Origin of the sequence: Flavobacterium aurantiibacter (assembly GCF_002251775.1) — a bacterium.
Classification (GTDB): Bacteria; Bacteroidota; Bacteroidia; order Flavobacteriales; family Flavobacteriaceae; genus Flavobacterium; species Flavobacterium aurantiibacter.
In genome coordinates, this window is sequence record NZ_NOXX01000198.1 from 20825 (window position 1) to 43413 (window position 22589).

At 42.2% G+C, this 22589-nt stretch carries 18 protein-coding genes; 10 read left to right on the forward strand and 8 right to left on the reverse strand.

Going from position 1 to position 22589, the window contains the following annotated elements; genetic code table 11:
• Positions 1–2 precede the first annotated feature (2 nt).
• Genes CHX27_RS08850 through queG form a run of 6 tightly spaced genes read left to right on the forward strand, consistent with a single transcriptional unit; the run spans position 3 to position 5529 of the window.
• Positions 3–1178, forward strand: a complete 1176-nt coding sequence (locus CHX27_RS08850) for a cytochrome c oxidase subunit II (RefSeq protein WP_094486412.1) — start codon at positions 3–5, stop codon at positions 1176–1178.
• 17 nt (positions 1179–1195) lie between these two features.
• Entirely contained in the window at positions 1196–3001 is a 1806-nt protein-coding gene (locus CHX27_RS08855; RefSeq protein ID WP_165764477.1) for a cytochrome c oxidase subunit I, read from the forward strand.
• A 56-nt stretch (positions 3002–3057) separates the two neighbouring features.
• A complete protein-coding gene (locus CHX27_RS08860; RefSeq protein ID WP_094486414.1) occupies positions 3058–3294 on the forward strand; it encodes a (4Fe-4S)-binding protein in 237 nt (78 codons plus the stop codon).
• On the forward strand, positions 3275–3559 hold the full coding sequence (locus tag CHX27_RS08865; RefSeq protein WP_094486415.1) for a GNAT family N-acetyltransferase: 285 nt from the start codon (positions 3275–3277) through the stop codon (positions 3557–3559). The genes CHX27_RS08860 and CHX27_RS08865 overlap by 20 nt, the downstream gene beginning before the upstream one ends.
• 17 nt (positions 3560–3576) lie before the next feature.
• Positions 3577–4599: a Holliday junction branch migration DNA helicase RuvB gene (gene ruvB / locus CHX27_RS08870; protein WP_094486416.1), complete on the forward strand. Its 1023-nt coding sequence runs from the start codon at positions 3577–3579 to the stop codon at positions 4597–4599.
• Between the two features lie 21 nt (positions 4600–4620).
• The gene (gene queG, locus CHX27_RS08875; protein WP_094486417.1) at positions 4621–5529 is read left to right on the forward strand and encodes a tRNA epoxyqueuosine(34) reductase QueG; all 909 of its coding nucleotides are present in this window, start codon (positions 4621–4623) and stop codon (positions 5527–5529) included.
• 714 nt (positions 5530–6243) lie between these two features.
• Here queG and CHX27_RS08880 read toward each other — a convergent pair.
• The 3 genes from CHX27_RS08880 to CHX27_RS08890 are packed head-to-tail and all read right to left on the reverse strand — an operon-like array spanning position 6244 to position 8064.
• Entirely contained in the window at positions 6244–6954 is a 711-nt protein-coding gene (locus CHX27_RS08880) for a tRNA1(Val) (adenine(37)-N6)-methyltransferase (RefSeq protein ID WP_094486418.1), read from the reverse strand.
• A 3-nt stretch (positions 6955–6957) separates the two neighbouring features.
• Positions 6958–7482 (reverse strand): ribosome maturation factor RimM, encoded by a 525-nt coding sequence (rimM, locus tag CHX27_RS08885; RefSeq protein WP_094486419.1) that lies wholly within the window; start codon positions 7480–7482, stop codon positions 6958–6960.
• A gap of 12 nt (positions 7483–7494) precedes the next feature.
• Positions 7495–8064: a 30S ribosomal protein S16 gene (locus CHX27_RS08890; protein ID WP_094486420.1), complete on the reverse strand. Its 570-nt coding sequence runs from the start codon at positions 8062–8064 to the stop codon at positions 7495–7497.
• Between the two features lie 227 nt (positions 8065–8291).
• Here CHX27_RS08890 and CHX27_RS08895 point away from each other — a divergent pair, with 227 nt between their 5' ends.
• From CHX27_RS08895 to dnaE, 3 genes are all read left to right on the forward strand, one after another.
• Entirely contained in the window at positions 8292–8846 is a 555-nt protein-coding gene (locus CHX27_RS08895; protein ID WP_094486421.1) for a DUF6252 family protein, read from the forward strand.
• A gap of 128 nt (positions 8847–8974) precedes the next feature.
• Entirely contained in the window at positions 8975–9340 is a 366-nt protein-coding gene (locus CHX27_RS08900; protein WP_094486422.1) for an RNA recognition motif domain-containing protein, read from the forward strand.
• A gap of 165 nt (positions 9341–9505) precedes the next feature.
• Entirely contained in the window at positions 9506–14002 is a 4497-nt protein-coding gene (gene dnaE, locus CHX27_RS08905; RefSeq protein WP_094486423.1) for a DNA polymerase III subunit alpha, read from the forward strand.
• An 86-nt stretch (positions 14003–14088) separates the two neighbouring features.
• On the opposite strand, the gene CHX27_RS08910 is transcribed toward dnaE, so the two are convergent.
• The 5 genes from CHX27_RS08910 to CHX27_RS08930 all read right to left on the reverse strand — a co-directional run bounded on the left by CHX27_RS08910 (position 14089) and on the right by CHX27_RS08930 (position 21705).
• Positions 14089–15072 carry a LuxE/PaaK family acyltransferase gene (locus tag CHX27_RS08910; protein WP_094486424.1) on the reverse strand — a complete coding sequence of 328 codons (984 nt, stop codon included), beginning with the start codon at positions 15070–15072 and terminating at the stop codon, positions 14089–14091.
• A gap of 86 nt (positions 15073–15158) precedes the next feature.
• A complete protein-coding gene (locus CHX27_RS08915; RefSeq protein ID WP_094486425.1) occupies positions 15159–16871 on the reverse strand; it encodes a T9SS type A sorting domain-containing protein in 1713 nt (570 codons plus the stop codon).
• Positions 16872–16979: 108 nt separating this feature from the next.
• The gene (locus CHX27_RS08920; RefSeq protein WP_094486426.1) at positions 16980–17303 is read right to left on the reverse strand and encodes a T9SS type A sorting domain-containing protein; all 324 of its coding nucleotides are present in this window, start codon (positions 17301–17303) and stop codon (positions 16980–16982) included.
• A gap of 278 nt (positions 17304–17581) precedes the next feature.
• Positions 17582–18760 carry a hypothetical protein gene (locus CHX27_RS08925; RefSeq protein ID WP_094486427.1) on the reverse strand — a complete coding sequence of 393 codons (1179 nt, stop codon included), beginning with the start codon at positions 18758–18760 and terminating at the stop codon, positions 17582–17584.
• Between the two features lie 188 nt (positions 18761–18948).
• A complete protein-coding gene (locus CHX27_RS08930) occupies positions 18949–21705 on the reverse strand; it encodes a TonB-dependent receptor (RefSeq protein WP_094486428.1) in 2757 nt (918 codons plus the stop codon).
• Positions 21706–21885: 180 nt separating this feature from the next.
• Between CHX27_RS08930 and CHX27_RS08935 the strand changes: the two genes are divergently transcribed.
• Positions 21886–22569 (forward strand): response regulator transcription factor, encoded by a 684-nt coding sequence (locus CHX27_RS08935; RefSeq protein WP_094486429.1) that lies wholly within the window; start codon positions 21886–21888, stop codon positions 22567–22569.
• Positions 22570–22589 lie beyond the last annotated feature (20 nt).

Genomic DNA, 22589 nt, shown 5'->3' on the forward strand with positions numbered 1-22589 from the left:
AGATGCAAAGTTTGTTGGTAATTATTGTCGTAGCCTTGTTGGGGATTGCTGTTTGGCAACTGACAAAGATATTTCAATTAACACAGGCCAGGAAAGGTGGTTACGACGATTCTCAAATCGCAAATGACAAAGACAACAATATCCAAGGTTACCTCATGTTTGGTTTCTTGGCGTTCATCTATATCTTTACAATTTACGGTTTATTAAAATGGGGTCACTTAGTACTTTCTAACCCAGCTTCAGAGCACGGTAAAGACATCGACCAGTTGATGAACATAACTTGGGTGGTTATCTTTATCGTACAAGCAGTGACTCAAGTGTTACTTCACTATTTTGCTTTCAAGTACAGAGGCAAAAAAGGCAATGTAGCTCTTTATTTTGCAGATAACGATCGCTTAGAATTCATCTGGTCTGTTATTCCTGCGATTGTTTTGGCTGGTCTTATTTTATACGGACTTTACGCTTGGAACAACATCATGTTCGTTGATGAAGAAGACGACGTTATGATTGTTGAAGTATATGCAAAGCAATTCGGTTGGGAAGTTCGTTATGCTGGAAATGATAACGAGCTTGGAAAAGCAAACGTTCGTTACATCGAAGGCGTAAACAGTATGGGTGTTGATATGTCTGATCCAAATGCTCAAGATGACAAAACCGTAACGGGTGAATTCCATATTCCAAAAGGAAAGAAAATTTTGTTCAAGTTTAGAAGTCAGGATGTATTGCATTCAGCATATATGCCACACTTTAGAGCACAGATGAACTGTGTTCCAGGTATGGTGACGCAGTTTGCCTTTACGCCAACGCTAACCACGGACGAAATGCGCAACGATCCAAAAATGATTGAGAAAGTTGCTAACATCAATAAAATCCGAATCCAAAAAAGTAATGAATTAAAGGCTGAGGGTAAAGCGCCTCTTGATCCTTATATCTTTGATTACTTGCTTTTGTGTAACAAGATTTGTGGTGCTTCGCATTATAACATGCAAATTAAACTTGTTGTAGACACGCCGGCCGACTTCAAACAGTGGCTTGATGCTAAGCCTACTTTAGCGCAAGCTGTGAAAGAAGCAAAAGCTGCTGAGGAAGCTCCTGCTGAAGGTGCTGCCCCCGCAACAGAACCAGCTGCGGCTCCAGCCGATGCTCCAAAAACAATGGCTCAAGTTTTAAGAAAATAATTTAAAAGTATAATATTATGTCAGCAGCGCACGCACACGACCACGCATTGGATCACGCTCACGACCATGAGCACCACCACAAGGATACTTTTATTACAAAATACATTTTTAGTATTGACCACAAAATGATCGCCAAACAGTACCTGATTACTGGTATCATTATGGGTGTAATAGGTATTGGAATGTCTTTATTGTTCAGAATGCAGTTAGCATGGCCTGAGCAATCTTTTAAAGTTTTTAGTTTCTTTTTAGGTGATGATTTCGCACCAAACGGTGTTATGCGAAATGACATCTATCTGGCTTTAGTTACCATTCACGGTACTATTATGGTATTCTTTGTTCTTACCGCTGGTTTAAGTGGTACGTTTAGTAACTTACTTATTCCACTGCAATGTGGAGCACGAGATATGGCGTCCGGTTTTATGAATATGATTTCATACTGGTTATTCTTCTTATCGAGTGTAATCATGGTATCGAGCTTATTTGTTGAATCAGGGCCAGCTTCTGCCGGTTGGACAATTTACCCACCGCTTTCTGCAGTACCACAAGCAATTCCTGGTTCAGGAACTGGTATGACATTATGGTTAGTTTCGATGGCAATTTTCATCGCTTCTTCCTTGATGGGTTCATTGAACTACGTCGTAACAGTAATCAACCTTAGAACTAAAGGTATGTCGATGACACGCTTGCCGCTTACCATATGGGCATTCTTTATCACAGCTGTGATCGGTATTATTTCGTTCCCTGTTCTTTTATCTGCTGCTTTATTGTTGATTATGGACAGAAGTTTCGGAACATCATTCTTCCTATCTGATATTTACATCGCTGGAGAAGTACTTCACTACCAAGGCGGTTCACCAGTATTGTTCGAGCACCTTTTCTGGTTCCTCGGACACCCAGAGGTATATATTGTATTGTTGCCAGCTTTAGGTATCACTTCTGAAATTATTGCAACAAATTCACGTAAACCAATTTTTGGTTACCGTGCTATGATTGCTTCGATTTTAGCAATCGCATTCCTATCAACAATCGTTTGGGGTCACCACATGTTTATTTCAGGTATGAATCCATTCTTGGGATCTGTATTTACGTTTACGACTCTTTTGATTGCTATTCCTTCTGCAGTAAAAGCATTTAACTACATAACCACATTATGGAAAGGTAACTTACAGTTTAATCCAGCAATGTTATTCTCTATTGGTCTTGTATCTACATTCATTACGGGTGGTCTTACAGGTATCATTCTTGGAGATAGTACGCTCGATATAAACGTTCACGATACGTATTTCGTTGTTGCGCACTTCCACTTGGTAATGGGTATTTCTGCACTTTACGGTCTCTTTGCGGGTGTGTATCACTGGTTCCCAAAGATGTACGGTCGTATGATGAACAAAAATTTAGGTTACATTCACTTCTGGGTAACTGCAGTGTGTGCTTACGGTGTTTTCTTCCCGATGCACTTTATAGGAATGGCTGGTTTACCACGTCGTTACTACACAAACACAAACTTCCCATTATTCGACGACCTACAAAACGTAAACGTACTTATTACAGTCTTCGCTCTAGTTGGTGGAGCCTTCCAATTGGTGTTCTTGTACAACTTCTTCCACTCCATGTTTTATGGTAAGAAAGCCGAGCAAAATCCATGGAGATCAAACACGCTTGAGTGGACTGCACCTGTCGAGCACATGCACGGAAACTGGCCAGGTGAAATTCCTGAAGTACACAGATGGCCTTACGATTATAGTAAGCCTGGACACGACGACGATTTCGTACCGCAAAACGTTCCTATGAAACCAGGTGAACAAGTTCTGAATCACTAATACAAAGGCCTTTCATTTGAAAGGCCTTTTTTCTGTATATTTATTTCATTTTAGCTATGGAACAAAAGAAATATACCAACGGCGAAGTCACCATATTATGGCAACCGAAATTGTGCATACATGCGGCGTTTTGCGCTAAAGAACTACCAGCTGTATTCAAGCCTAAGGATAAACCTTGGATCCAACCCGAAAACGCAAGCACAGCCGATATTGTTAACCAAGTAAAACGGTGTCCTTCAGGAGCACTTTCTTATTACATGAATACCGACGAGTATGCAAGTACTACAGAATAAGGGAGCTTCGCGTTTCGAAACTTCGATCGATGGCGTAACGGCTTTCATCGAATATGTCGAAAAGCCGGGCGCAGTATTGCTACTTACACATACCTGCGTTCCACGGCAAATTTCTGGTCGAGGTGTTGGTACAGAACTAGTCGTAGAAACTTTGAAACTCATTCGCCAGCTCGAATACAAAATCGTTCCACTATGTCCATTTATAGTCGCGTATCTTAAGAAAACAGACGAGTTTCAAGATATCATAGCGCCAAAACTTCATTAATAGTTCGATTATAGTTTATGAATCACAACTTAGACCCAACCGACAATCATTTCTCGCCCGAAGAACTCGACCTCGAGAAGAAACTGCGTCCGCTTAGTTTCGATGATTTCGCGGGTCAAGATCAAGTGCTCGAAAACCTGAAAGTATTCGTTAAAGCCGCGAATTTGCGCGGCGAAGCGCTCGATCATGCCCTCTTTCACGGTCCGCCCGGATTAGGGAAAACGACTTTGGCTAATATCCTAGCCAACGAACTTGGTGTGGGTATAAAAATCACTTCAGGTCCTGTACTTGATAAACCCGGCGATCTAGCAGGTTTACTAACAAATCTCGAAGAACGCGACGTGCTTTTTATCGACGAAATCCATCGCTTAAGTCCAGTGGTTGAAGAATATTTGTATTCAGCCATGGAAGATTTCAAGATTGATATCATGATCGAATCGGGTCCTAATGCACGCTCCGTTCAAATCAATCTTAATCCGTTTACGCTTGTGGGTGCCACCACACGTTCGGGTTTACTTACCGCGCCTATGCGTGCCCGTTTCGGGATTCAAAGTCGATTGCAGTATTATAATAAAGAGTTGCTGAGTACGATCATCGAACGTAGCGCCGGTATTATAAAAACGCCTATTACCACGGATGCCGCTATCGAAATCGCCGGCCGAAGTCGCGGAACTCCACGTATCGCAAACGCACTTCTACGTCGTGTTCGCGATTTTGCTCAAATCAAAGGAAACGGCACCATCGATATCGAAATCGCACGCTACGCACTAAAAGCTTTGCATGTCGATGCGTTCGGTCTCGACGAAATGGACAATAAAATTCTATCGACCATCATCGACAAGTACAAAGGTGGTCCGGTCGGACTTTCAACGCTCGCTACAGCAGTTAGTGAAAGCGCCGAAACCATCGAAGAAGTATATGAGCCGTTTCTCATTCAAGAAGGTTTTATCATGCGTACACCACGCGGTCGCGAAGTCACCGATAAAGCATTCCAGCATTTGGGAAAATCGCGTCCAAACGCGCAAGGCAGCCTTTTTTAATTTGTTTTAAAGTCGGTTTGCATGGATTATAGCGCACTTATTAAAACAAAAGCCGCAGAGCTTGGATTTTTGTCCTGTGGTTTTTCACGTGCCGAATTCCTGGAAGCCGAAGCACCCCGCCTCGAATCGTGGCTCAAAAACAATTACCAAGGCGAAATGTCGTATATGAATAATCATTTCGACCTGCGCCTCGATCCGCGTTTGCTCGTTGCTGGCGCGAAAACGGTGATTTCACTATTACTCAATTATTTTCCCGAGAAAACACAGGTTTCAGATTCGTTTAAGGTCTCTAAATACGCTTACGGAACCGATTATCATTTTGTGATAAAAGACAAGCTTAAAGAGCTGTTGCGTTTTATGCGCGCGGAAATCGGTGATGTAAACGGACGCGCATTCGTCGATTCGGCGCCCGTGCTCGACAAAGCCTGGGCGGCAAAGTCGGGTTTGGGATGGATCGGCAAAAACAGTAATCTGATTACCAAAAGCGTTGGTTCCTTCTATTTTATCGCGGAACTGATTGTAGATCTCGAGCTTCCACCCGATACGCCTGTAACCGATCATTGCGGAAGCTGTACCGCCTGTTTAGATGCGTGTCCGACCCAAGCAATCGTTGCGCCTTATGTGGTCGACGGCAGCAAATGTATTTCTTATTTTACTATCGAATTAAAGGCGCACTTGCCCATTTCGGAGGAAGTTAACCTAGATCAGTGGGCTTTTGGTTGCGATGTTTGTCAAGACGTTTGTCCGTGGAACAAGTTCAGTAAACCTCACAACGAACCACTTTTTACGCCTAACGCCAAGCTACTCGAAATGTCGAAGAAGGAATGGCTCGAACTAACCGAAGAAACCTTTAATGAGATTTTCCGTAAATCGCCACTCGAACGCCCCGGTTATGCAGGTTTGAAACGAAATCTAGAAAAGTTAATCTGATTTTTTTTATTTGGGTGTGCCGGCGCCTAACGTAGCAAACCAACTAACTACACATACGAGCTGCTCCAACTAATGTAACGTCGCTGCTCTAATCAAACCAATTTAGCCTTTCCTTGGCGCCGTCGCGCGCTACACTGTATCTTTTGGCAAAGCACTAGTGGAAATTCCGTAGCGCCCAAAGGATGCCGTTCCGCTCGCTCACACGGAAATACGTGTTTGTACGTATAAAGACAATTGTATCGAGTATTAAGTATTAAGACGGATGTATTAAGTATTAAGACGGATGTATTGAGTATTAAGACTGCGGGATTTGGATGTTTTCGATCGCTTTAAAAAGTTGTCTGGTATTAGAACAATAGTTATTGGTTGTTTATTCGAATTCTGACTCTAGTTTTCTGTCGAAGAGATGGTTTACAAAGCAAAAATAAAGTTGATACGCCTTTGCTAAAAATTGAACGTAATATTGCAATATTACCACGGGTCAAAATACTGTAGAGCAAATCATTAAGTAATTTTTAAAATCCGAAAATTTCAATCGTTTAAAAACCAAAAAATACAACGTTCGTTTTTTGATAACGATTTACGCGGTAAGGACAGCAGCGGTATCCTTTTGCCGAAGGAACGCAGGCAAAAGATATAGCGTATGGCCTGACGGCGGCTAGGTATTTCCACCGAACGTTTGCCGCCGGACCGCCCACATGTCAAGCAGTGTCGTTAAAATTTAGGATGGAAATCTTTTGTGGCTTCGCGGTATTGTGTCGTATAGTTTCCGCGACTTTCCTCGACGGTTAACTCCGATTCGGTTACGGCTACCGCTTCAAATCCGAACTGCAAGACCGTTCGTTTAGCTGCTTTTCCGGGCATCGGGTAAATAATTTTGCGGTGTTGCAGTTGCAATTCTGCCTTTTTTGCGGCGTTCACCCAAACCTGATAATCGGCTTCGGGAACAATAATTTGTACGGTTCCAGTTTCGGTTAGCAAGTTGGCTGCGCAAGCAAAAAAGAACTCGGGTTGTAACTTGTCGGCAAAACGAGCCGTCGTCCTACTTTCAGTTTCTGCGAAGTGCTGGTTGAGATAAAAAGGCGGATTCGAAATAATTAAATCGTATCCATAGTCCGAATCTTCGACGAGCTCGGCAAAGTCGCCGTGATAGCAAAAGAGGCGGTCGCCCCACGGACTGTTTTCAAAATTTTCGACGCATTCCAAATAGGCCGCCTCGTCAATTTCAATGGCATCAATAATTTCGGCTCCAGAGCGTTGTGCGAGCATGAGCGCGATAATTCCGGTACCGGCGCCAACATCCAGAATAGTTTGCGGTTGGTTAGAGATGTCTGAAAAAGCTCCGAGAACTACAGCATCGGTGCCAACTTTCATAGCGGCATGTTCTTGCCGAATGTCAAATTGTTTGAATGAAAAAACAGACATGTATTAGCGGTACATATCAACTAAGCCTTCCGGCAAATTCATGATGATTTCTTTTTTGGCGCGATCCACTTTCACTAAAAACTGATCGATCATCGGAATAAGCATTTCCGTTTCGCCATCGAGAACTTCAAATAAGGGTTGTGCGGTGGTGTCGTTCACCGATTGAATTATGCCCACGCGGCCCTCAGTTTGATCGACAATGGTGAATCCGATTACTTCGTGGAAGTAAAATTTGTTTCCGCTGAGTTTTGGGAGGAAAGAGAGTGGGAGGTAAAGCGCATTTCCGATGAGTTCGTCGGCTTCGGCTTCAGAGTTTACGTCTTCAAATTTCACGCGCAGGAAGTCGTTTTTATGTAAAGACGCATTTTCCATAAAAAAAGGAATCAGTTCGTTGTTGCATTCAACAAAAACTGATTCCAAATTTTGGTAAAGGTGAGGTTCGTCGGTATCGAGATACAATAAGAGCTCGCCTTTAAAACTGAATTTTTTCGCGATTTTGCCTAAGTAAAAACAATCAGCTTTTCGCATTTGCAGAAAAAATTAAGCCTGAGTTTCTTCAGTAGCTTCGTCAGCAGCAGGCTCTTCAGCAGCAGCTTCAGTGGCAACTTCTTCAGCAGCAGCGTTTTCAGCAGCTTCCGCCTCAGCTTTTGCAGCAGCTTCCGCTTCCGCAGCAGCATTTGCACGTTTTTCGTTTACAGCTTTTTCAGCAGCAAGTGCTTTTGCTTTCGCATCTGCTTTTGCTTTTGATAGGTTGTCTTTCTTAGCGTCAACTTTTCCAGCTTTTTCTTCCAACCAAGCAGCGAATTTCGCATCAGCCTGCTCTTGAGTTAAAGCACCTTTTCTAACGCCGCCATCTAAGTGATGCTTTAAAAGCACTCCTTTGTAAGATAGAATAGCACGCGCAGTGTCGGTTGGTTGTGCACCATTGTGTAACCACTGCACAGCATTATCGATGTTTAGGTCGATTGTTGCAGGGTTTGTGTTCGGATTGTAAGTTCCCAATTTCTCTAGGTAACGACCGTCACGCTTAGAGCGTGCATCGGCAGCAACTACCCAATAAAATGGTTTACCTTTCTTTCCGTGTCTCTGTAGTCTGATTTTTACAGCCATAATCTTATTGATTAAATTGCGAGGTACTCGACCTCTGTTAATTAAGGTTGCAAAAGTACTATAAATTTCCGAAATACCGTAAGCGGGTCTTTTAAATTTGTTCTTTGTTATAAAAATTCTATTTCTGGCGTAATTTTTTGATTTTATGAGCGGATATGATTGCTATTTCGTTTTAAAAACTATTTTTGTAACCGACTTCTCAAAGTCATATTAACCGATTAACTCAAATGAAGAAAATTTTTTCAATATTGGTTTTCGCTTTAGTGGCAATTGCTTGCGAGAACGAAGTAGTTTTTAACGATCCAGGTTTCCAAGCCCGCAAAGACAATCGTGTTTGGAGAGGCGATTTGACTTCAGGTGATTACAATCCAACCGATCCAGCTGTGCCTAATACGGGTTCAGTGACGATTACTTCTTTCAAAGGATTCGAAACCACTACGATTACTTTTCCAATAGTGCTTACAATTCCAATTACGAGTCTTAATGCACAAACATATACATACGGTTACAATCCAACAGAACCTTCTTTGGATGACGAAATTAGTGCAAGTTATACGTTCACCGATGGAGGAACTGCTTTGGAGTATGTTACTGGCTTGGGATTCAACACCGAGCGCGAAGATCCAGGTAATTTGGAAATTGTAATTAATAAATGGGATCCCGAAAAGAGAGTTATTTCAGGAACTTTTAAATTTAATGCTAAGTATCAAGGAGAAAGTACTTTAGCTCCTGACAACGTTAATTTCCAAGAAGGGAATTTTTACAACATCCCTGTTTTTTAATCATTAACGGATATAAACTACGAAGCGCTTTTTACAAGCGCTTTTTTTATTTGCAAATAAATAACAGTTGTTTGATGTTTTCCGAGAATATATAGACTACATTTACCTCGAATTAATATTTTTTTCTTATGAACATTTTTGTTGGTAGTCTTCCGTGGAGTATAGAGGAAGCAGATTTAAGAGCATCCTTTGAAGCTTACGGGGCAGTAGATTCGGTAAAAATCATTTCCGATAAAATGACCGGTAGAAGTAAAGGATTTGGTTTTGTCGAAATGCCTAATGACGACGAAGCACAAAATGCCATTAACGAATTAAACGGTGCAAATGTATCGGGACGCACTATTGTTGTGAACAAATCAGAACCACGTCCGGAAGGAGAACGTCGCTCTTTTGATCGTAACAGAACTGGTGGAGGTCGCTCAGGTGGCGGTTACGGAAACGATCGTGGCGGGTTTAACCGTGGCGGAGGTAACAGAAACGATAGAGGTTACTAAAACTTACTTCAGAAGTTATCTAAAACCGTTTGAGCAATCAAACGGTTTTTTTGTTTACAACTTTTTACTCAGGTAAATCTTCTTTAACAATCTCAACGCAAACTCTTGCGTATTTTTGATGTTCGATATTTTTTGTCACCTCACAGCCTTATTTGCTAAATTTCAATGAAGTACCTCATTTTTGATACCGAGACCACCGGACTTCCTAAGAATTTTGACGCCCCAATTACCGACGTTGAAAACTGGCCACGCTGCGTTCAACTCGCTTGGCAACTCCATGAAAGTAATGGAAGTCTAATCTCGCGAGGCGACTTCCTGATCACTCCCGACGGATTCAATATTCCATACGATGTCGAACGCGTTCACGGTATATCAACAGCGCTTGCACAACGCGACGGTAAGCCTCTTGACAACGTACTCGATGCCTTCGAAGACGCTGTGGCACAAGCTAACTTTCTCGTTGGACACAACCTGAAGTTCGACCTCAATATCATGGGTGCCGAATTTGTGCGCGCCAATCGAACCAATGTACTCGAATCCAAACCCGTTCTAGATACCTGTACCGAAAAAACAGCCGAATTGCTGAAACTTCCCGGAGGTCGATCCAAATACAAATTCCCGACACTATCCGAACTCTATAACTACCTTTTCGCAGATAGTTTTGCCGAAGCACATAACGCAACTGCCGACGTTGAAGCCACTGCGCGTTGCTTCTTCCAACTCGTTTTTATAGATCTTTTTACACCCGATGCGTTGCAAATTTCTGAAACCGAACTTCAGGACTTTAAAGCGCTTAACGCAGAAGGTATAAAACTACTGGGGTTAAAACACGTAAACTTCAAAACCGAATCCAAAAAGCTAAAAGGTTCCGACAAACAAGTTGTAGATCATACTACCACCGAAGTCTCCGAAGAATTTATAGCAGCCGAATTCGCCCATCTTCACAATCACAGTCAGTTTAGTATTCTGCAATCAACTTCCAGTGTTTCGGCGCTGGTTAAAGCTGCAATTCAGCTCAAAATGCCCGCAATTGCGCTAACCGATTATTCGAATCTTATGGGGTCGTTTCGCCTCATTCAAGAAGTAGAAAATCACAACAAAGGAGTGAAAGCTCGCAACCAACAAGCCGAAGAGTTGGGAGCTGTAGCCACTGAGCGTCCTTTAAAAGCAATCGTTGGCTGCGAATTCTATGTGTGCGACAACCACCTCAATAAATCGGTGAAAGACAACGGTTACCAAATGGTATTCCTCGCAAAAAACAAACGCGGGTACCATAATTTGGCTAAGCTTTCTTCAATCGCACACGCCGACGGTTACTACTACGTGCCTCGAATCGATCGCGAATTACTCAACCGATACGGTCAGGATTTAATAGTGCTTTCCGGCGGAATGACCGGCGAAATTGCTGCAAAATTGCGTTCTGTGGGCCAACGCCAAGCCGAAGAAGCAGTGCTCGCTTGGAAACAGCTTTATGCCGACGACTTTTACCTCGAAATTTGTCGACACGGCCATCCGGCAGAAGACGAAGTAAACGAACAAATCATTCAATTCGCAAAACAGCACGAGATAAAAATCGTAGCCACCAACAATACATTTTACGTCAGTAAAGAAGATGCCGCCGCACAAGACATTTTACTTTGTGTTCGCGACGGCGAAAAGAAAAGTACGCCCATCGGCAACGAACGTGGCTCGCGCTACGGACTCGAAAATCAGGAATACTACTTGAAATCGGCCGACGAAATGAAAACGCTGTTTCGCGACGTTCCCGAAGCCATCCTAAATATTCAAGACGTCTTAGATAAAGTCGAATCCTACCAATTAGCGCGCGAAGTTTTACTTCCAAAATTCGATATCCCCGAATCGTTTCAAGTTGCCGAAGATGTAGCCGACGGCGGAAAGCGCGGAGAAAACGCCTATTTGAGGCATCTTACCTACGAAGGCGCCAATGAACGGTATACCGAAATTACCGATGAAGTCCGCGAACGTATCGATTTTGAATTGCAAACAATCGCCAACAGCGGTTACCCGGGATACTTTCTCATCGTTCAAGATTTCATTGCCGAAGCCCGAAAAATGGGCGTAGCAGTTGGTCCCGGTCGTGGTTCCGCAGCTGGGTCGGTTGTTGCGTATTGCCTTAAAATTACCAATATCGATCCGCTGAAATACAACCTCCTTTTTGAGCGTTTCCTCAATCCGGAGCGTGTGTCGATGCCCGATATTGATATCGACTTCGACGATGAAGGTCGAGGCAAAGTAATTGAATACGTAATCAACAAATACGGAAAGAAACAGGTTGCACAAATAGTAACTTACGGTACTATGGCAGCGAAATCGGCGATTCGTGATACCGCTCGCGTACTCGATTTACCACTTTTTGAAGCCGACCGTCTGGCGAAAATGATTCCTTCAAACCTCAATCTGGAGAAAATCTTCAACGGCGATGAAGGAAAGCTTAAAGCCGATTTACGTGCCGAAGATTTCGAAAAAGTAAAAGCTTTACGCCAGATATCGGGAAATAACGATCCGGTCGCCGGAACCTTAAACCAAGCGCGTAAACTCGAAGGAACACTCCGAAATACCGGAATTCACGCCTGTGGAGTAATTATCACGCCCGACGATATCACCAACTTCGTTCCGATAATTACAGCAAAGGAAGAAGATATGTACGTCACGCAATTCGATAACTCGGTTGTGGAAAGTGCAGGTTTGCTGAAAATGGACTTCTTGGGTTTGAAGACCCTAACCCTGATTAAAGACACGGTAAAATTAGTGAAGTATCGCACCGGAATTGATCTCGATCCTGATGCCTTTCCGATAGACGATGTGAAAACTTACGAGCTTTTTCAACGCGGTGAAACTGTAGGTATTTTCCAGTACGAATCGCCCGGTATGCAAAAGCACATGAAAAATCTCAAGCCTACGGTCTTTGAAGATTTGATTGCCATGAACGCCTTGTATCGCCCCGGACCGTTGGCGTATATTCCGTCTTTCATCAATCGAAAAAACGGAAAAGAACCCATCGTGTACGATATCGATGCCTGCGAAGAATTGCTAAAAGACACCTACGGAATTACCGTTTATCAAGAGCAGGTAATGCTTCTTTCCCAAAAATTGGCCAACTTCACCAAAGGTCAAGCCGACGTTCTGCGTAAAGCCATGGGTAAAAAGCAAATTGATACGCTGGCGAAAATGAAAACCGATTTCATCGACGGCGCCGTAAAAAACGGCTATCCACAAGAAGCACTCGAAAAAATCTGGAAAGATTGGGAGGCTTTTGCGCAATACGCTTTTAACAAGTCGCACTCTACCTGCTACGCCTGGATTGCCTACCAAACCGCGTACCTTAAAGCCAATTATCCAGCCGAATACATGGCTGCCGTACTTTCTAACAATATGAACGATATCAAACAAGTGTCGTTTTTTATGGAAGAATGCCGCCGCATGGGATTGCGTGTTTTGGGTCCGGATGTCAACGAATCGTTCTACAAATTTACCGTAAACGCCAATCAAGCGATTCGTTTTGGTATGGGCGCAATCAAAGGTTTGGGTCGAAATGCCGTGGATACAATAGTCGCCGAAAGAAAAGACGGACGATACAAGTCGGTGTTCGATCTCGCCAAACGAATCGATTTGCGATCAGCTAACAAAAAAGCCTTCGAAAGCTTGGCGCTCGCCGGCGGATTTGATTCGTTCGAAGGAACGCACCGTGCTCAGTATTTCACGATTGATAAAAACGAAAATTCCACCGTTATCGAGAAAGCCTTACGCTACGGTTCGCGCCACCAAGACAACGAAAACGCAGCTCAAGTGAGTTTGTTTGGCGATGCCGCCGAAATTCAACTTCCCGAACCCACCTTGCCCTTTTGCGAAGAATGGAATACGCTGGAAAAGCTCTCCAAAGAAAAAGAAGTCGTGGGAATTTACATCTCCGGTCATCCACTCGACGATTACAAGCAAGTCATAAAGTCGTTTTGCAAAACCGAAGCCGGCATACTCGACGAACTCACGCCACATATCGGTAAAACGCTGAGTTTCGGCGGAATTATCGCCTCCGCAGAACACCGTACCGACGGCAAAGGACGCGGTTTTGGGATGTTTAATTTAGAATGCTACGAAACATCTTACAATTTTAGGATTTTTGGCGAAGAGTATCTGAAATTCAGACACTTTCTCACTCCGGGGCAATTCGTTTTCTTTAAGGTCAAAATCGTCGAAGGTTACCTGCGTAAAGAAACAAACACGCGCGGCGAACCTCGAGTTACCTTCCTTAATTTTTCGCTTTTGGCAAATGTCATCAGCGAAATTTGCAGCAGCATCACGTTTAAACTAAACGTAAATCAACTCACCGACGAGCTAATCGATTTTATCGTCCAGTTAGTACGCGACAATCGCGGCGATAAAACTATACATTTTGAAATTGCCGAAATTATGGAACAAGAACCTGTCGCTGTTGCCGCTGCAACCGAGGTTTTTGTAGACGACACCATCGAATCCGACGGCTTGGAAGAAGCACCCGAAACGCCCGTTTATGTGAAACCCGAAGTTTCCGAAATTGTCGAAAACACCAAGGTTAATTTAGGTTGCCGCCGTCACAAAATCGCACTAACCAACGAGTTACTCGATGTTTTAGAACGTTCGCAAATCAACTTTAAATTGTCGTAAATTTTACATGTTTATTGTTTGCACGAAAATTCTACGCTTTTCAAAGTCGATAATGGATAACACCTTGAATGCACAGATTTTGAGGGTTATTGAACCAGTAAATTGCAACCGCGGATGTCGGCGTTATCGAACCGACCTAATACTTCGAACGAACCGTTTTCGAATTTTTTTCCCAGATCTTGTGTGGCAATGAACGAGCATGAGTACACATTAGCCAAATCGATGACGTTAATGCCGCCACTGCGCCCTGAGGGCACTAACTGCAACGGATCTTGTACTTCGCGTATGTGCACATCCATCCAGGGCGGACACTCGAAAATGCCTTTTCCGAGAGAATAGGCTTGCGACAGTAATTCGGTCATGCCGTACTCCGAATGGATGTTCGAAACGCCAAATCCGGCACAGAGTAATTCGTGTAGTTCAGATTTCACAAGCTCTTTACGCCGACCTTTCATGCCGCCGGTTTCCATGATGATGGTATTTTGTAATCTGAACGTTTGCGTTTCGATGAGGTCGAGCAGGGCATAGGTAACGCCAATGAGTAGAACATTTTTCCCGGAACGGTCGTACGCCAATAGGTTTTCGATAAGCTCCTGATTTCGATTTAGGTAGTAGCCCGATTCGGGTTGTTGCGAACGTGCGATAAGCTCGTCGACCATAAAAATGAGCGATGAATCTTGGCGTTCTTGGTAGGAGGGAAGCAAGGCGAGGATGATGTAATCTTCCGGATTTCCGTATTGCAGCTGAAAGGCTTGTAGAAAGCTCTCGCGGTAGATCTCGACTTTTGCAACCGGATGTTTGCTTTGGCCGGTTTGCGTGGTTCCGCTGCTGCCAAAAACGATTTCCGGCTGGCAATCGGTTGTAATAATGTGGTGCGATTTAAAGAATGAAATGGGCAAAAACGGAATTTGCTCGACGTTTTTTACCACATCGGGTGTTCGTTTCAGTAGCGTACAAAATTGCTGGTAGGTGGGCTGGTTTTCGAACTGATACCGAAATACTTTGAGCGCGAGTTTATCGAACTCTTTTTTGCTGCGAAGGGTAAACGGATTGCCTTGGAATTCTTTCACCTGGTAAAATTATAAAAGTTTAAGTGGGTACATAAAAAAACTCCGATACTTTCGTACCGGAGTTTTAAATATTATGAGGGAAGGAATTACTTCACTACGAACTTCACAGTAGCTGTTTTACCTTCTTCGGTAATTTTTGCTACGTAAACGCCGCTTCTAAGCGCCGATACGTTGATGTTGTTTGTAGCTGTAGTAAGGTTTACTACTTGTTTTCCTACGATATCGAAAATTTGTACGTTACGCTCAGCGTTAGCAGCAGTTTCGATGTTTAAGATACCGTTTGTAACTGGGTTTGGATATACTTTTAAGCCAGAGATAGCCGTTTGCTCATTTCTTGTAAGAACATCGCCAGGAGCTAAACCAATACGAAGTGCATCGATAGTCATGGTTGGGGTTGAAGAAGCACCATCTTGTCTTAAGATAAATCCGTTCAAAGTTGTTATTGCACTAGAGGGAGTGATTTCAAAAGTTGCTGGCGTATTCGCATTGAAACCAGCTACAGTTGGGTTAAACCAGTACTTGATAACGTTATTAGCAAAGTCGTAACCTACAACAACTAAAACAGGATTGTTTAAATCGTAGTTGTTGGCATCCCATTGTCCATCAGCGATATTTCCTGAATTTGAACCTCCTAAGTTGAACTGAGTTCCGGCCTTGCGGATGAAAACGCGAGCAACGTAGTTTGTTCCTGATGGGCTTAAAGCTGCAAAATAAGTTGGATTTCCAGAAGTTGCAGTATCAGGTACGTTAGAATAGTCGGTTACATTTAACAAGAATGACGCATATAGGAAATCAGTCGTAACTGGTTGAAAACGCAAATCCGCTTCAGTTCCGGTACCAGCGAATGTTACTGAATTACCAACTTGTGCAACACCTGTGTACGCTAAGCTTCCAGCTTGAATGGTTGGATTGTCTCCTGTATTAAATGTAGACCATGCACCTACTGTATTTAAGTCAACATTGGCAGGGTAATCAAAAGGTTCATTTACTGGTAGGTTTAAGATTGGTTTACACTGTGGGCTAGCAATTGTTGCACTTAAATTACAATCGCCTCCAGTAATTGTTACTACAAGAGCAGTACCTTCGTTCACTCCAGAAACGGTAATAGTTCCTGTAGCAGCAGTTGAAGGATTATCTCCACTTACCGTTCCAGCGTTTGTGCTGATTGTTACTGCTGTACTTCCTCCACCTGTAAAGGCTAGAGTCGCTGTATAGGTATCAACTCCAGAAGTGTTATCATCGCAGTTGACAGCAGTTGCTCCTAAGGCTAACGTACAAGTTGAACCACCGTTACTAAGTTTTACGTCGTCAATTCGGATTTGAGCTGTTGATGTAGCTCTCCATCGTAGTGAAAGAGTAGCAGAAGGAATGATTTGATTTGCATCAGCTACAACAAGTTGCCAAGCACTTCCAGTTGCCAATGTGTAGGTTATAGGAGTCCAGTCTGTTGCATTAGTCGATTGCTCTAAGATCAATGCGCTAGTTCCTGTGTAGCCAAACGATAAAGTTATGTTTGCTTGACTGTAAGCAGCTGTGTTTAGCCCATCGATTTGAAAGAATTCAGCATCGCCATTAAAAAATATGTTTCCTGAACCCGATGCTCCAGAATATCCTGTCGAGACTACTGTAGCACGAGCATCTGCTGTACCGGAAAAGACAATTGGTGCAGCATTTTGAAAGGTATGTGCTGCAATGGCTGTAGTTGAAGTTGGTGTTCCCATGTTTTCAGAAAAGAAAACTTGTGCAAACGATGTCAAACCCGCAAACAACACTAAAGATAAAGTGTAAAGTTTTTTCATTTTAAACTTATTAATATTTTATGCTGCAAAGATAACGACGATTTTCGCAATACTGCAAAAAAGCCGTGTAAAAGAATCGTTATTTATGATTTTGGAGGGGTTGGCTAACTACTTGACGATCAGTTTTCTTGTGGCAGTAGCCTCAGCTTCTCTGATTTTGATGATGTACACGCCAGGTGCTAACGACGAAACGTTAAGTTCTTTAGTGGTAAGTGTAGTGTTAAGCACTTTCTTTCCTAGCACGTCGAAAATAGTTACCTCTTTCTCTAAGCTTTGTTTGGCAGTAGTAATGTAAATTTTGCCATTGCTTACAGGGTTCGGATAAAAATTCAAACCTTCGATATTGGTCAATGCCGATTTACCATCTTGCGCCTGCACATTGCCCGCAGCAAGAAGTAAAAAGAAAACGAATATGAAGTAAAATTTTTTCATCACGTAAAAGATAATGTAAAACTACAATTTTTATTTCAAAATCCGTTCCAAAAATAATTTTTTAGAATAATTGATTGTTTTTTTGGACACATGCCGCTCTGTTGCGTCGAGTTACTGCGCTTTTTACTGCCTTAGATAGTTGTCGGGGTAGCGCTCGGCAGCTACTGCTCGTGGTAAGATTTCCACTGCAATCGTTTGTGCGCGCAATCGTGTTAAGGTGTATGCAAAAAAAATGGCCGCCCGAGAGCAGCCATTCTTATATTATTATTTTATGTGTCTTAGTTAAGACCGTTGGTCCATCCTTGAGCCCAAGTTGGAATTCCAGCGCCATTTCCAGCACCCGTTGCCGCTCCCTCTGTAAAAGCATTTGTAACAGATACAGTAGCACCAGCAGTGTCTTTTCCTTTAGATTTAGTTGTGATGTTTGTAAATAAAACTGTAGTTAACGAAAGTGAACCTGGAATGTTAGCTAAAGTTTCGTTGTGTTCGATGTCGATTCCTGTAGCCCAATCTGCTAAAACTACATTTGTAAAGCTAGCACGAGTTCCACGACGTAGTTTCATTGCTTGGTTCTCAGCATAACTTTGTGAGCTTGCGTTTGGCCCAGCACCAACTAAAGTAATGTTGTTGATAGTAGGATTCGAAACAGGAGTATTAGCAAAGCCAAATTCGTAGTTGTCTGCTTCGATACCACGGTTTCCTTGACCAAAAGAAATTTTTCCGTACCAGTTGTTGTTCGTTCCACTCCAACCTTCTGTCCAGTCGAATTGATCGTCTTGGTTTCCAAAAGAAACTAGATTAGATGTATTTACTGTTCCTCCGAAGAATTCGAAACCATCGTCGGCACCATTTAAAGCTTGTACGTATTCAAATGTAGTTCCTGAACCTACACCGAATAAGGATGCACCGTTAAATTCTTTTGTAGAAGAGAATGCTGCACCAGCGTATTCGATTACTAAGTAACGAACCGAACCTGAATTGTCGTTAGCAATAGATCCACCGTATGTTAAACCAGCTACTTCCGACTGTGCCGTTGAAGCGCCTCCTGAAACCGTGTTAATTGGTGCTTTTCCACAAATTACTAAACCTCCCCAGTTACCTGCCGCAGGCGTAGCTAAGCCCGAAGTCATTACAACAGGGTTTGACGCTGTTCCGTTAACAAAGATTTTACCGCCTTGCGCTACAGCAATATAAGCAGCGGTACCACCAGTTGCTTCGATTACAGTACCCGCGGGGATTGTAAGTGTAGCACCGTCGTTTACTACTAGAGGTCCCGTTAGTGTATACACGGTGTTAGCGTTCAAAACTACTTCACCATCATTGATATTTCCTCTGAAATCTTCCGGTGTAACCACAAATGTTGAAGTTGGCCCGTTGTTGTCGTCGCTCGAGCAGCTTGTAAAAAGTCCAGCGAAAACTGCAAGAGCTAATGCCGACTTTAAAAATACATTTTTCATGTTGATTTTATTAATAGTTATTTTGTTGCTGCAAATTTGACTCTATATCTTCAAAACCAAGTTAACAGAAGGTCATTGGTTCTTTATCAAATTGCTATGAACATATTAAGGCAATGTTTCCAATGTTAAGAAAAAAAGAAAAGCTGTCGAGAAACCGACAGCTTTCTAAGTAACTAATCCTCAAATTACTAAAACTGATAGCTCATGCCTAAGCTAAAGTTCATTCCTTTTCTGTAGCTAAGTACAGTTACATCGCCACTTTTGTTTTCTTGTACGCGTTCGATTTTAGGATCAAGTAAATTGCGTGCAATAAAATTGATTCCGAAGTTCTTTGTGAGTTTGGTTCGAGTTACCCAATCTAAAACGCCAAATGATTTATCTACCTGATTTCCGCGCTGTACCGTTCCTAGAGAGTATACGCGATCTGAAAAATACGTGTAGGCCAACGTAGTCATAAAGCTACCTTGTTTGTCGTTCCAATCTGTAGAAAAGGTAATGTCGGCATTCATTAATAGGTCAGATGCGCCAGTAAGTCTGCTAGAATCGTCGGTAAAATCAGCTTGCAAGTTTACGGTTCTGTTTTCTCGACGTACTTTATCTTCGTCTAAGTCTTGGTGAGAATACAAATACGAAGCATTAAAACCTGCCGATAATTTACGAGCATTAGTTTCTCCAATACTAAATATGTTTTTTCGCAACTCAAGTTCAGCTCCAGCTACATACGCCTGATCGCCAGTATTGGCATACGAAACGTCGTTTGTCGAAGACAGTACACTAATTTCGTTGATCGGATTTTGAATGAGTTTTCCAAAACCTGTGATCGAAATTAATTCATCCGCTTTTGGAAAAAGTTCCCACTTCAAATCGAAATTGTATTCATCAGACTCGTATAAGTCTGGATTACCAAATTTTGCTTCGATAGCATCTTCATAAACAAAGAAGGCGCGCTCTTTGAATTGAGGCAATGTATACGTTTTGCTGAAGCCGAAACGCAGATTTTGTTTTTCGTTCAGTTCGTACTTCAATGTTAAGGAAGGTAAAAATGCAAATTTATCCAATGTATTGTCGCCACCTGCCGGATCTACTGAAGTATTCCATTCTACAAATTGCTCAAGTGTTTCAACGCGTAAACCAAAAACTCCGGTAAGTTTTCCGAATTGGTATTCTGCATTAACATAACCTGCAAGGATGTTCAAATCGCCGTTATAGAACTGCGGATCTAAAGCACTCGGAACTTGAGCGTTTCCTCGGAAAGTAGAAAGTGAAAATACACCTGCATTCAAATTTGATTGATTGAAAAACGTGTCAAGATTATTTGGGTCAACAATAGTTTCAACAAAATCATTATTGATGTCTAAATTGTATTGAACCGCTTCGAATTCACGTTTTTTCTGACGTGCATTTGCCCCAACAGTTATCTTACCTTTGTATTCACCATCCTCAATTTTTCCAATTTTATAATCTACAGCAGCATTAAAGGCAATTTCATCCTCAGTTAATTCTTGAAAATAACGGTGATTGTCGGCAGAGGAAACATTAGACAACAAGAATCCGTTTGCTTCTTGACGGAAAATGTTCTGTACTCGATCGGGCTGGTTTCCTGAAATGGTGCTGAATGATCCACCCCAATTTAATTTAATACGCTCAGTAAATTTGTGCTCGCCCAAAAGCTGATTTACAAAGAGTTGGTTCTGGTCGTATTTGTATCGTTTTAAAAGTCCATTGCCATTATCCGCAATATCGATAATTAAGCCGCTGTATTCTTGTGTAGACAACGACGATGCGTTGATAAACAACGAATTAAAGTTGATTTTGTTTTTTGAGTTAATTTTGTAACCTATGTTACCCATGGCAGTTGTATTTGTGCTATAGGTAACTTCTGAAAATCTTGGAAAATTTCTAAAAACAACGCCTGCTCCATTAACGCCACCACGAGCAACACCATCGGCTTTCGCTGCAAAATCATTGTCGTACGAAACGGTTCCAAAGAGACTTAATTTTCCAACTTCGCCAATATTAAATGATTTTCCGCCAGTTAGTCCAAAACTATTGGCAACTGCTGTGGGTTGTTCGCTGCTTAAAGTGGAGAAATTGTAGTTGTTTAATGTTCCTCCGGGACGCGATTTATCGTTAAAACCGCTCTTGTTATAACCGTTTTGCACCCTAAAATCCTCGTTACTCAATGCATTCGAGTTTACATCACCACCGATATCAAATTTTAAAAATCCAGCACCTTTGTGTTCTTTAGAAACAATATCAACGTTTCCTCCCGCAAAATCGCCGTAAATTTTTGAGTTATAGACTTTATCTATCGAAATGAATTCCACAATATCGGTTCCAAAAATCTCAAGACTGATGTTTTTGCGCTCTGGATCACTCGAAGGTAAAGGCAAACCATTAAGTGTAGTAGCGTTATAACGATCTCCCAAACCGCGAACAAAAATGGTTCCGCTTCCTTCCTGTTTAGTAATCCCTGTTGTTTTAGTAACCGCAGTAGCCACATCGCTGACTCCTTTTCGCGCCAATTCCTGCGCTCCAATACTCTGTTTTATTTCTACTGCGTTTTTTTGATCCAACAATAAAGCATTTTCTTTCTGCTTATTAACCTGCTGAACGAGTACCACATCCTCTAACTTAACGCTGCCTGTACTCATTGCGCGATTTATCGTTACCGTTTGGTTGGCAACCACAGTTACCGGAACTAATATTGTTTCGTAACCCACAAAACTAATCTCTACAGTATAGTTTCCCGGGTCAACAGCTAATTCAAAATTTCCGTCGATATCCGTGGCCGTTCCAATTGTTGTTCCTTTAAGTATAATATTGGCAAATGACATCGGTTCGTTGTTAACATCTTTGTCGGTTATTTTTCCTGCAATAGTTCCTTTCTGCGCAAAAGCCACAGTTCCAACTAACAGAAAAAATACGCTTAAAAAATTCCTCATGGAAGTGTTGTTTAAATTTGGTGCAAAGGAATGCTTATCGTTTTAGCTCCACGTTAAGACAGCGTTACCAATACATTTGTTAAATATTAACAGAATGTTAAGTCTTTAAATTACAGTAAAGCCTTCTGCTGAGCTCTTTTTTATCTTTACATTTACAATCGCTAAAACCAAAGTTCACGTATGAAAAAGAAAGATATTCGAATCTTACTCGTTGATGATGAGGCAGATATACTTGAAATTGTAGGCTACAATTTATCGCAAGAAGGATATCAAATTAGTACGGCTGCCAACGGAAAAGAAGCTGTTGCAAAAGCCAAGAAAGAGTTGCCACATTTAATTATCATGGATGTGATGATGCCCGAAATGGACGGTATGGAAGCCACCGAAATCATTCGCAAAACTCCCGAACTCGCCAATGTAATTATTACCTTTCTTACCGCGCGTTCCGAAGATTACTCGCAAGTAGCTGGTTTCGATGCAGGTGCCGACGATTACATCACAAAACCCATAAAACCGAAATTGCTCGTTTCGAAAGTAAAAGCCTTGTTACGCCGATTGAAGGAAAGCGATACCAATTCGGAAAAACTCAACGTAGGCGGAATCGAAATTAATCGCGAGGAATACAAAATTGTGAAAGACGGCGAAGAAATTGTACTTCCACGAAAAGAGTTCGAACTCTTCTACCTTCTCGCATCCAAGCCAGGTAAAGTTTTTAAAAGAGAAGAAATTCTCGATAAAGTTTGGGGTAACGAAGTGATTGTTGGTGGCAGAACCATTGATGTGCACATCCGAAAACTGCGTGAAAAAATCGGCGAAGATTTCTTTAAAACCATAAAAGGAGTAGGGTACAAGTTCGAGGTTTAATAAAACTTCGCACCTTTGCA

Bases quoted from the DNA above. Each gene is read 5' to 3' on its own strand.
- CHX27_RS08850 (WP_094486412.1), top strand. From the start codon at position 3: ATGCAAAGTTTGTTGGTAATTATTGTCGTAGCCTTGTTGGGGATTGCT.
- CHX27_RS08855 (WP_165764477.1), top strand. From the start codon at position 1,196: ATGTCAGCAGCGCACGCACACGACCACGCATTGGATCACGCTCACGAC.
- CHX27_RS08860 (WP_094486414.1), top strand. From the start codon at position 3,058: ATGGAACAAAAGAAATATACCAACGGCGAAGTCACCATATTATGGCAA.
- CHX27_RS08865 (WP_094486415.1), top strand. From the start codon at position 3,275: ATGCAAGTACTACAGAATAAGGGAGCTTCGCGTTTCGAAACTTCGATC.
- ruvB (WP_094486416.1), top strand. From the start codon at position 3,577: ATGAATCACAACTTAGACCCAACCGACAATCATTTCTCGCCCGAAGAA.
- queG (WP_094486417.1), top strand. From the start codon at position 4,621: ATGGATTATAGCGCACTTATTAAAACAAAAGCCGCAGAGCTTGGATTT.
- CHX27_RS08880 (WP_094486418.1), bottom strand. From the start codon at position 6,954: ATGTCTGTTTTTTCATTCAAACAATTTGACATTCGGCAAGAACATGCC.
- rimM (WP_094486419.1), bottom strand. From the start codon at position 7,482: ATGCGAAAAGCTGATTGTTTTTACTTAGGCAAAATCGCGAAAAAATTC.
- CHX27_RS08890 (WP_094486420.1), bottom strand. From the start codon at position 8,064: ATGGCTGTAAAAATCAGACTACAGAGACACGGAAAGAAAGGTAAACCA.
- CHX27_RS08895 (WP_094486421.1), top strand. From the start codon at position 8,292: ATGAAGAAAATTTTTTCAATATTGGTTTTCGCTTTAGTGGCAATTGCT.
- CHX27_RS08900 (WP_094486422.1), top strand. From the start codon at position 8,975: ATGAACATTTTTGTTGGTAGTCTTCCGTGGAGTATAGAGGAAGCAGAT.
- dnaE (WP_094486423.1), top strand. From the start codon at position 9,506: ATGAAGTACCTCATTTTTGATACCGAGACCACCGGACTTCCTAAGAAT.
- CHX27_RS08915 (WP_094486425.1), bottom strand. From the start codon at position 16,871: ATGAAAAAACTTTACACTTTATCTTTAGTGTTGTTTGCGGGTTTGACA.
- CHX27_RS08920 (WP_094486426.1), bottom strand. From the start codon at position 17,303: ATGAAAAAATTTTACTTCATATTCGTTTTCTTTTTACTTCTTGCTGCG.
- CHX27_RS08925 (WP_094486427.1), bottom strand. From the start codon at position 18,760: ATGAAAAATGTATTTTTAAAGTCGGCATTAGCTCTTGCAGTTTTCGCT.
- CHX27_RS08930 (WP_094486428.1), bottom strand. From the start codon at position 21,705: ATGAGGAATTTTTTAAGCGTATTTTTTCTGTTAGTTGGAACTGTGGCT.
- CHX27_RS08935 (WP_094486429.1), top strand. From the start codon at position 21,886: ATGAAAAAGAAAGATATTCGAATCTTACTCGTTGATGATGAGGCAGAT.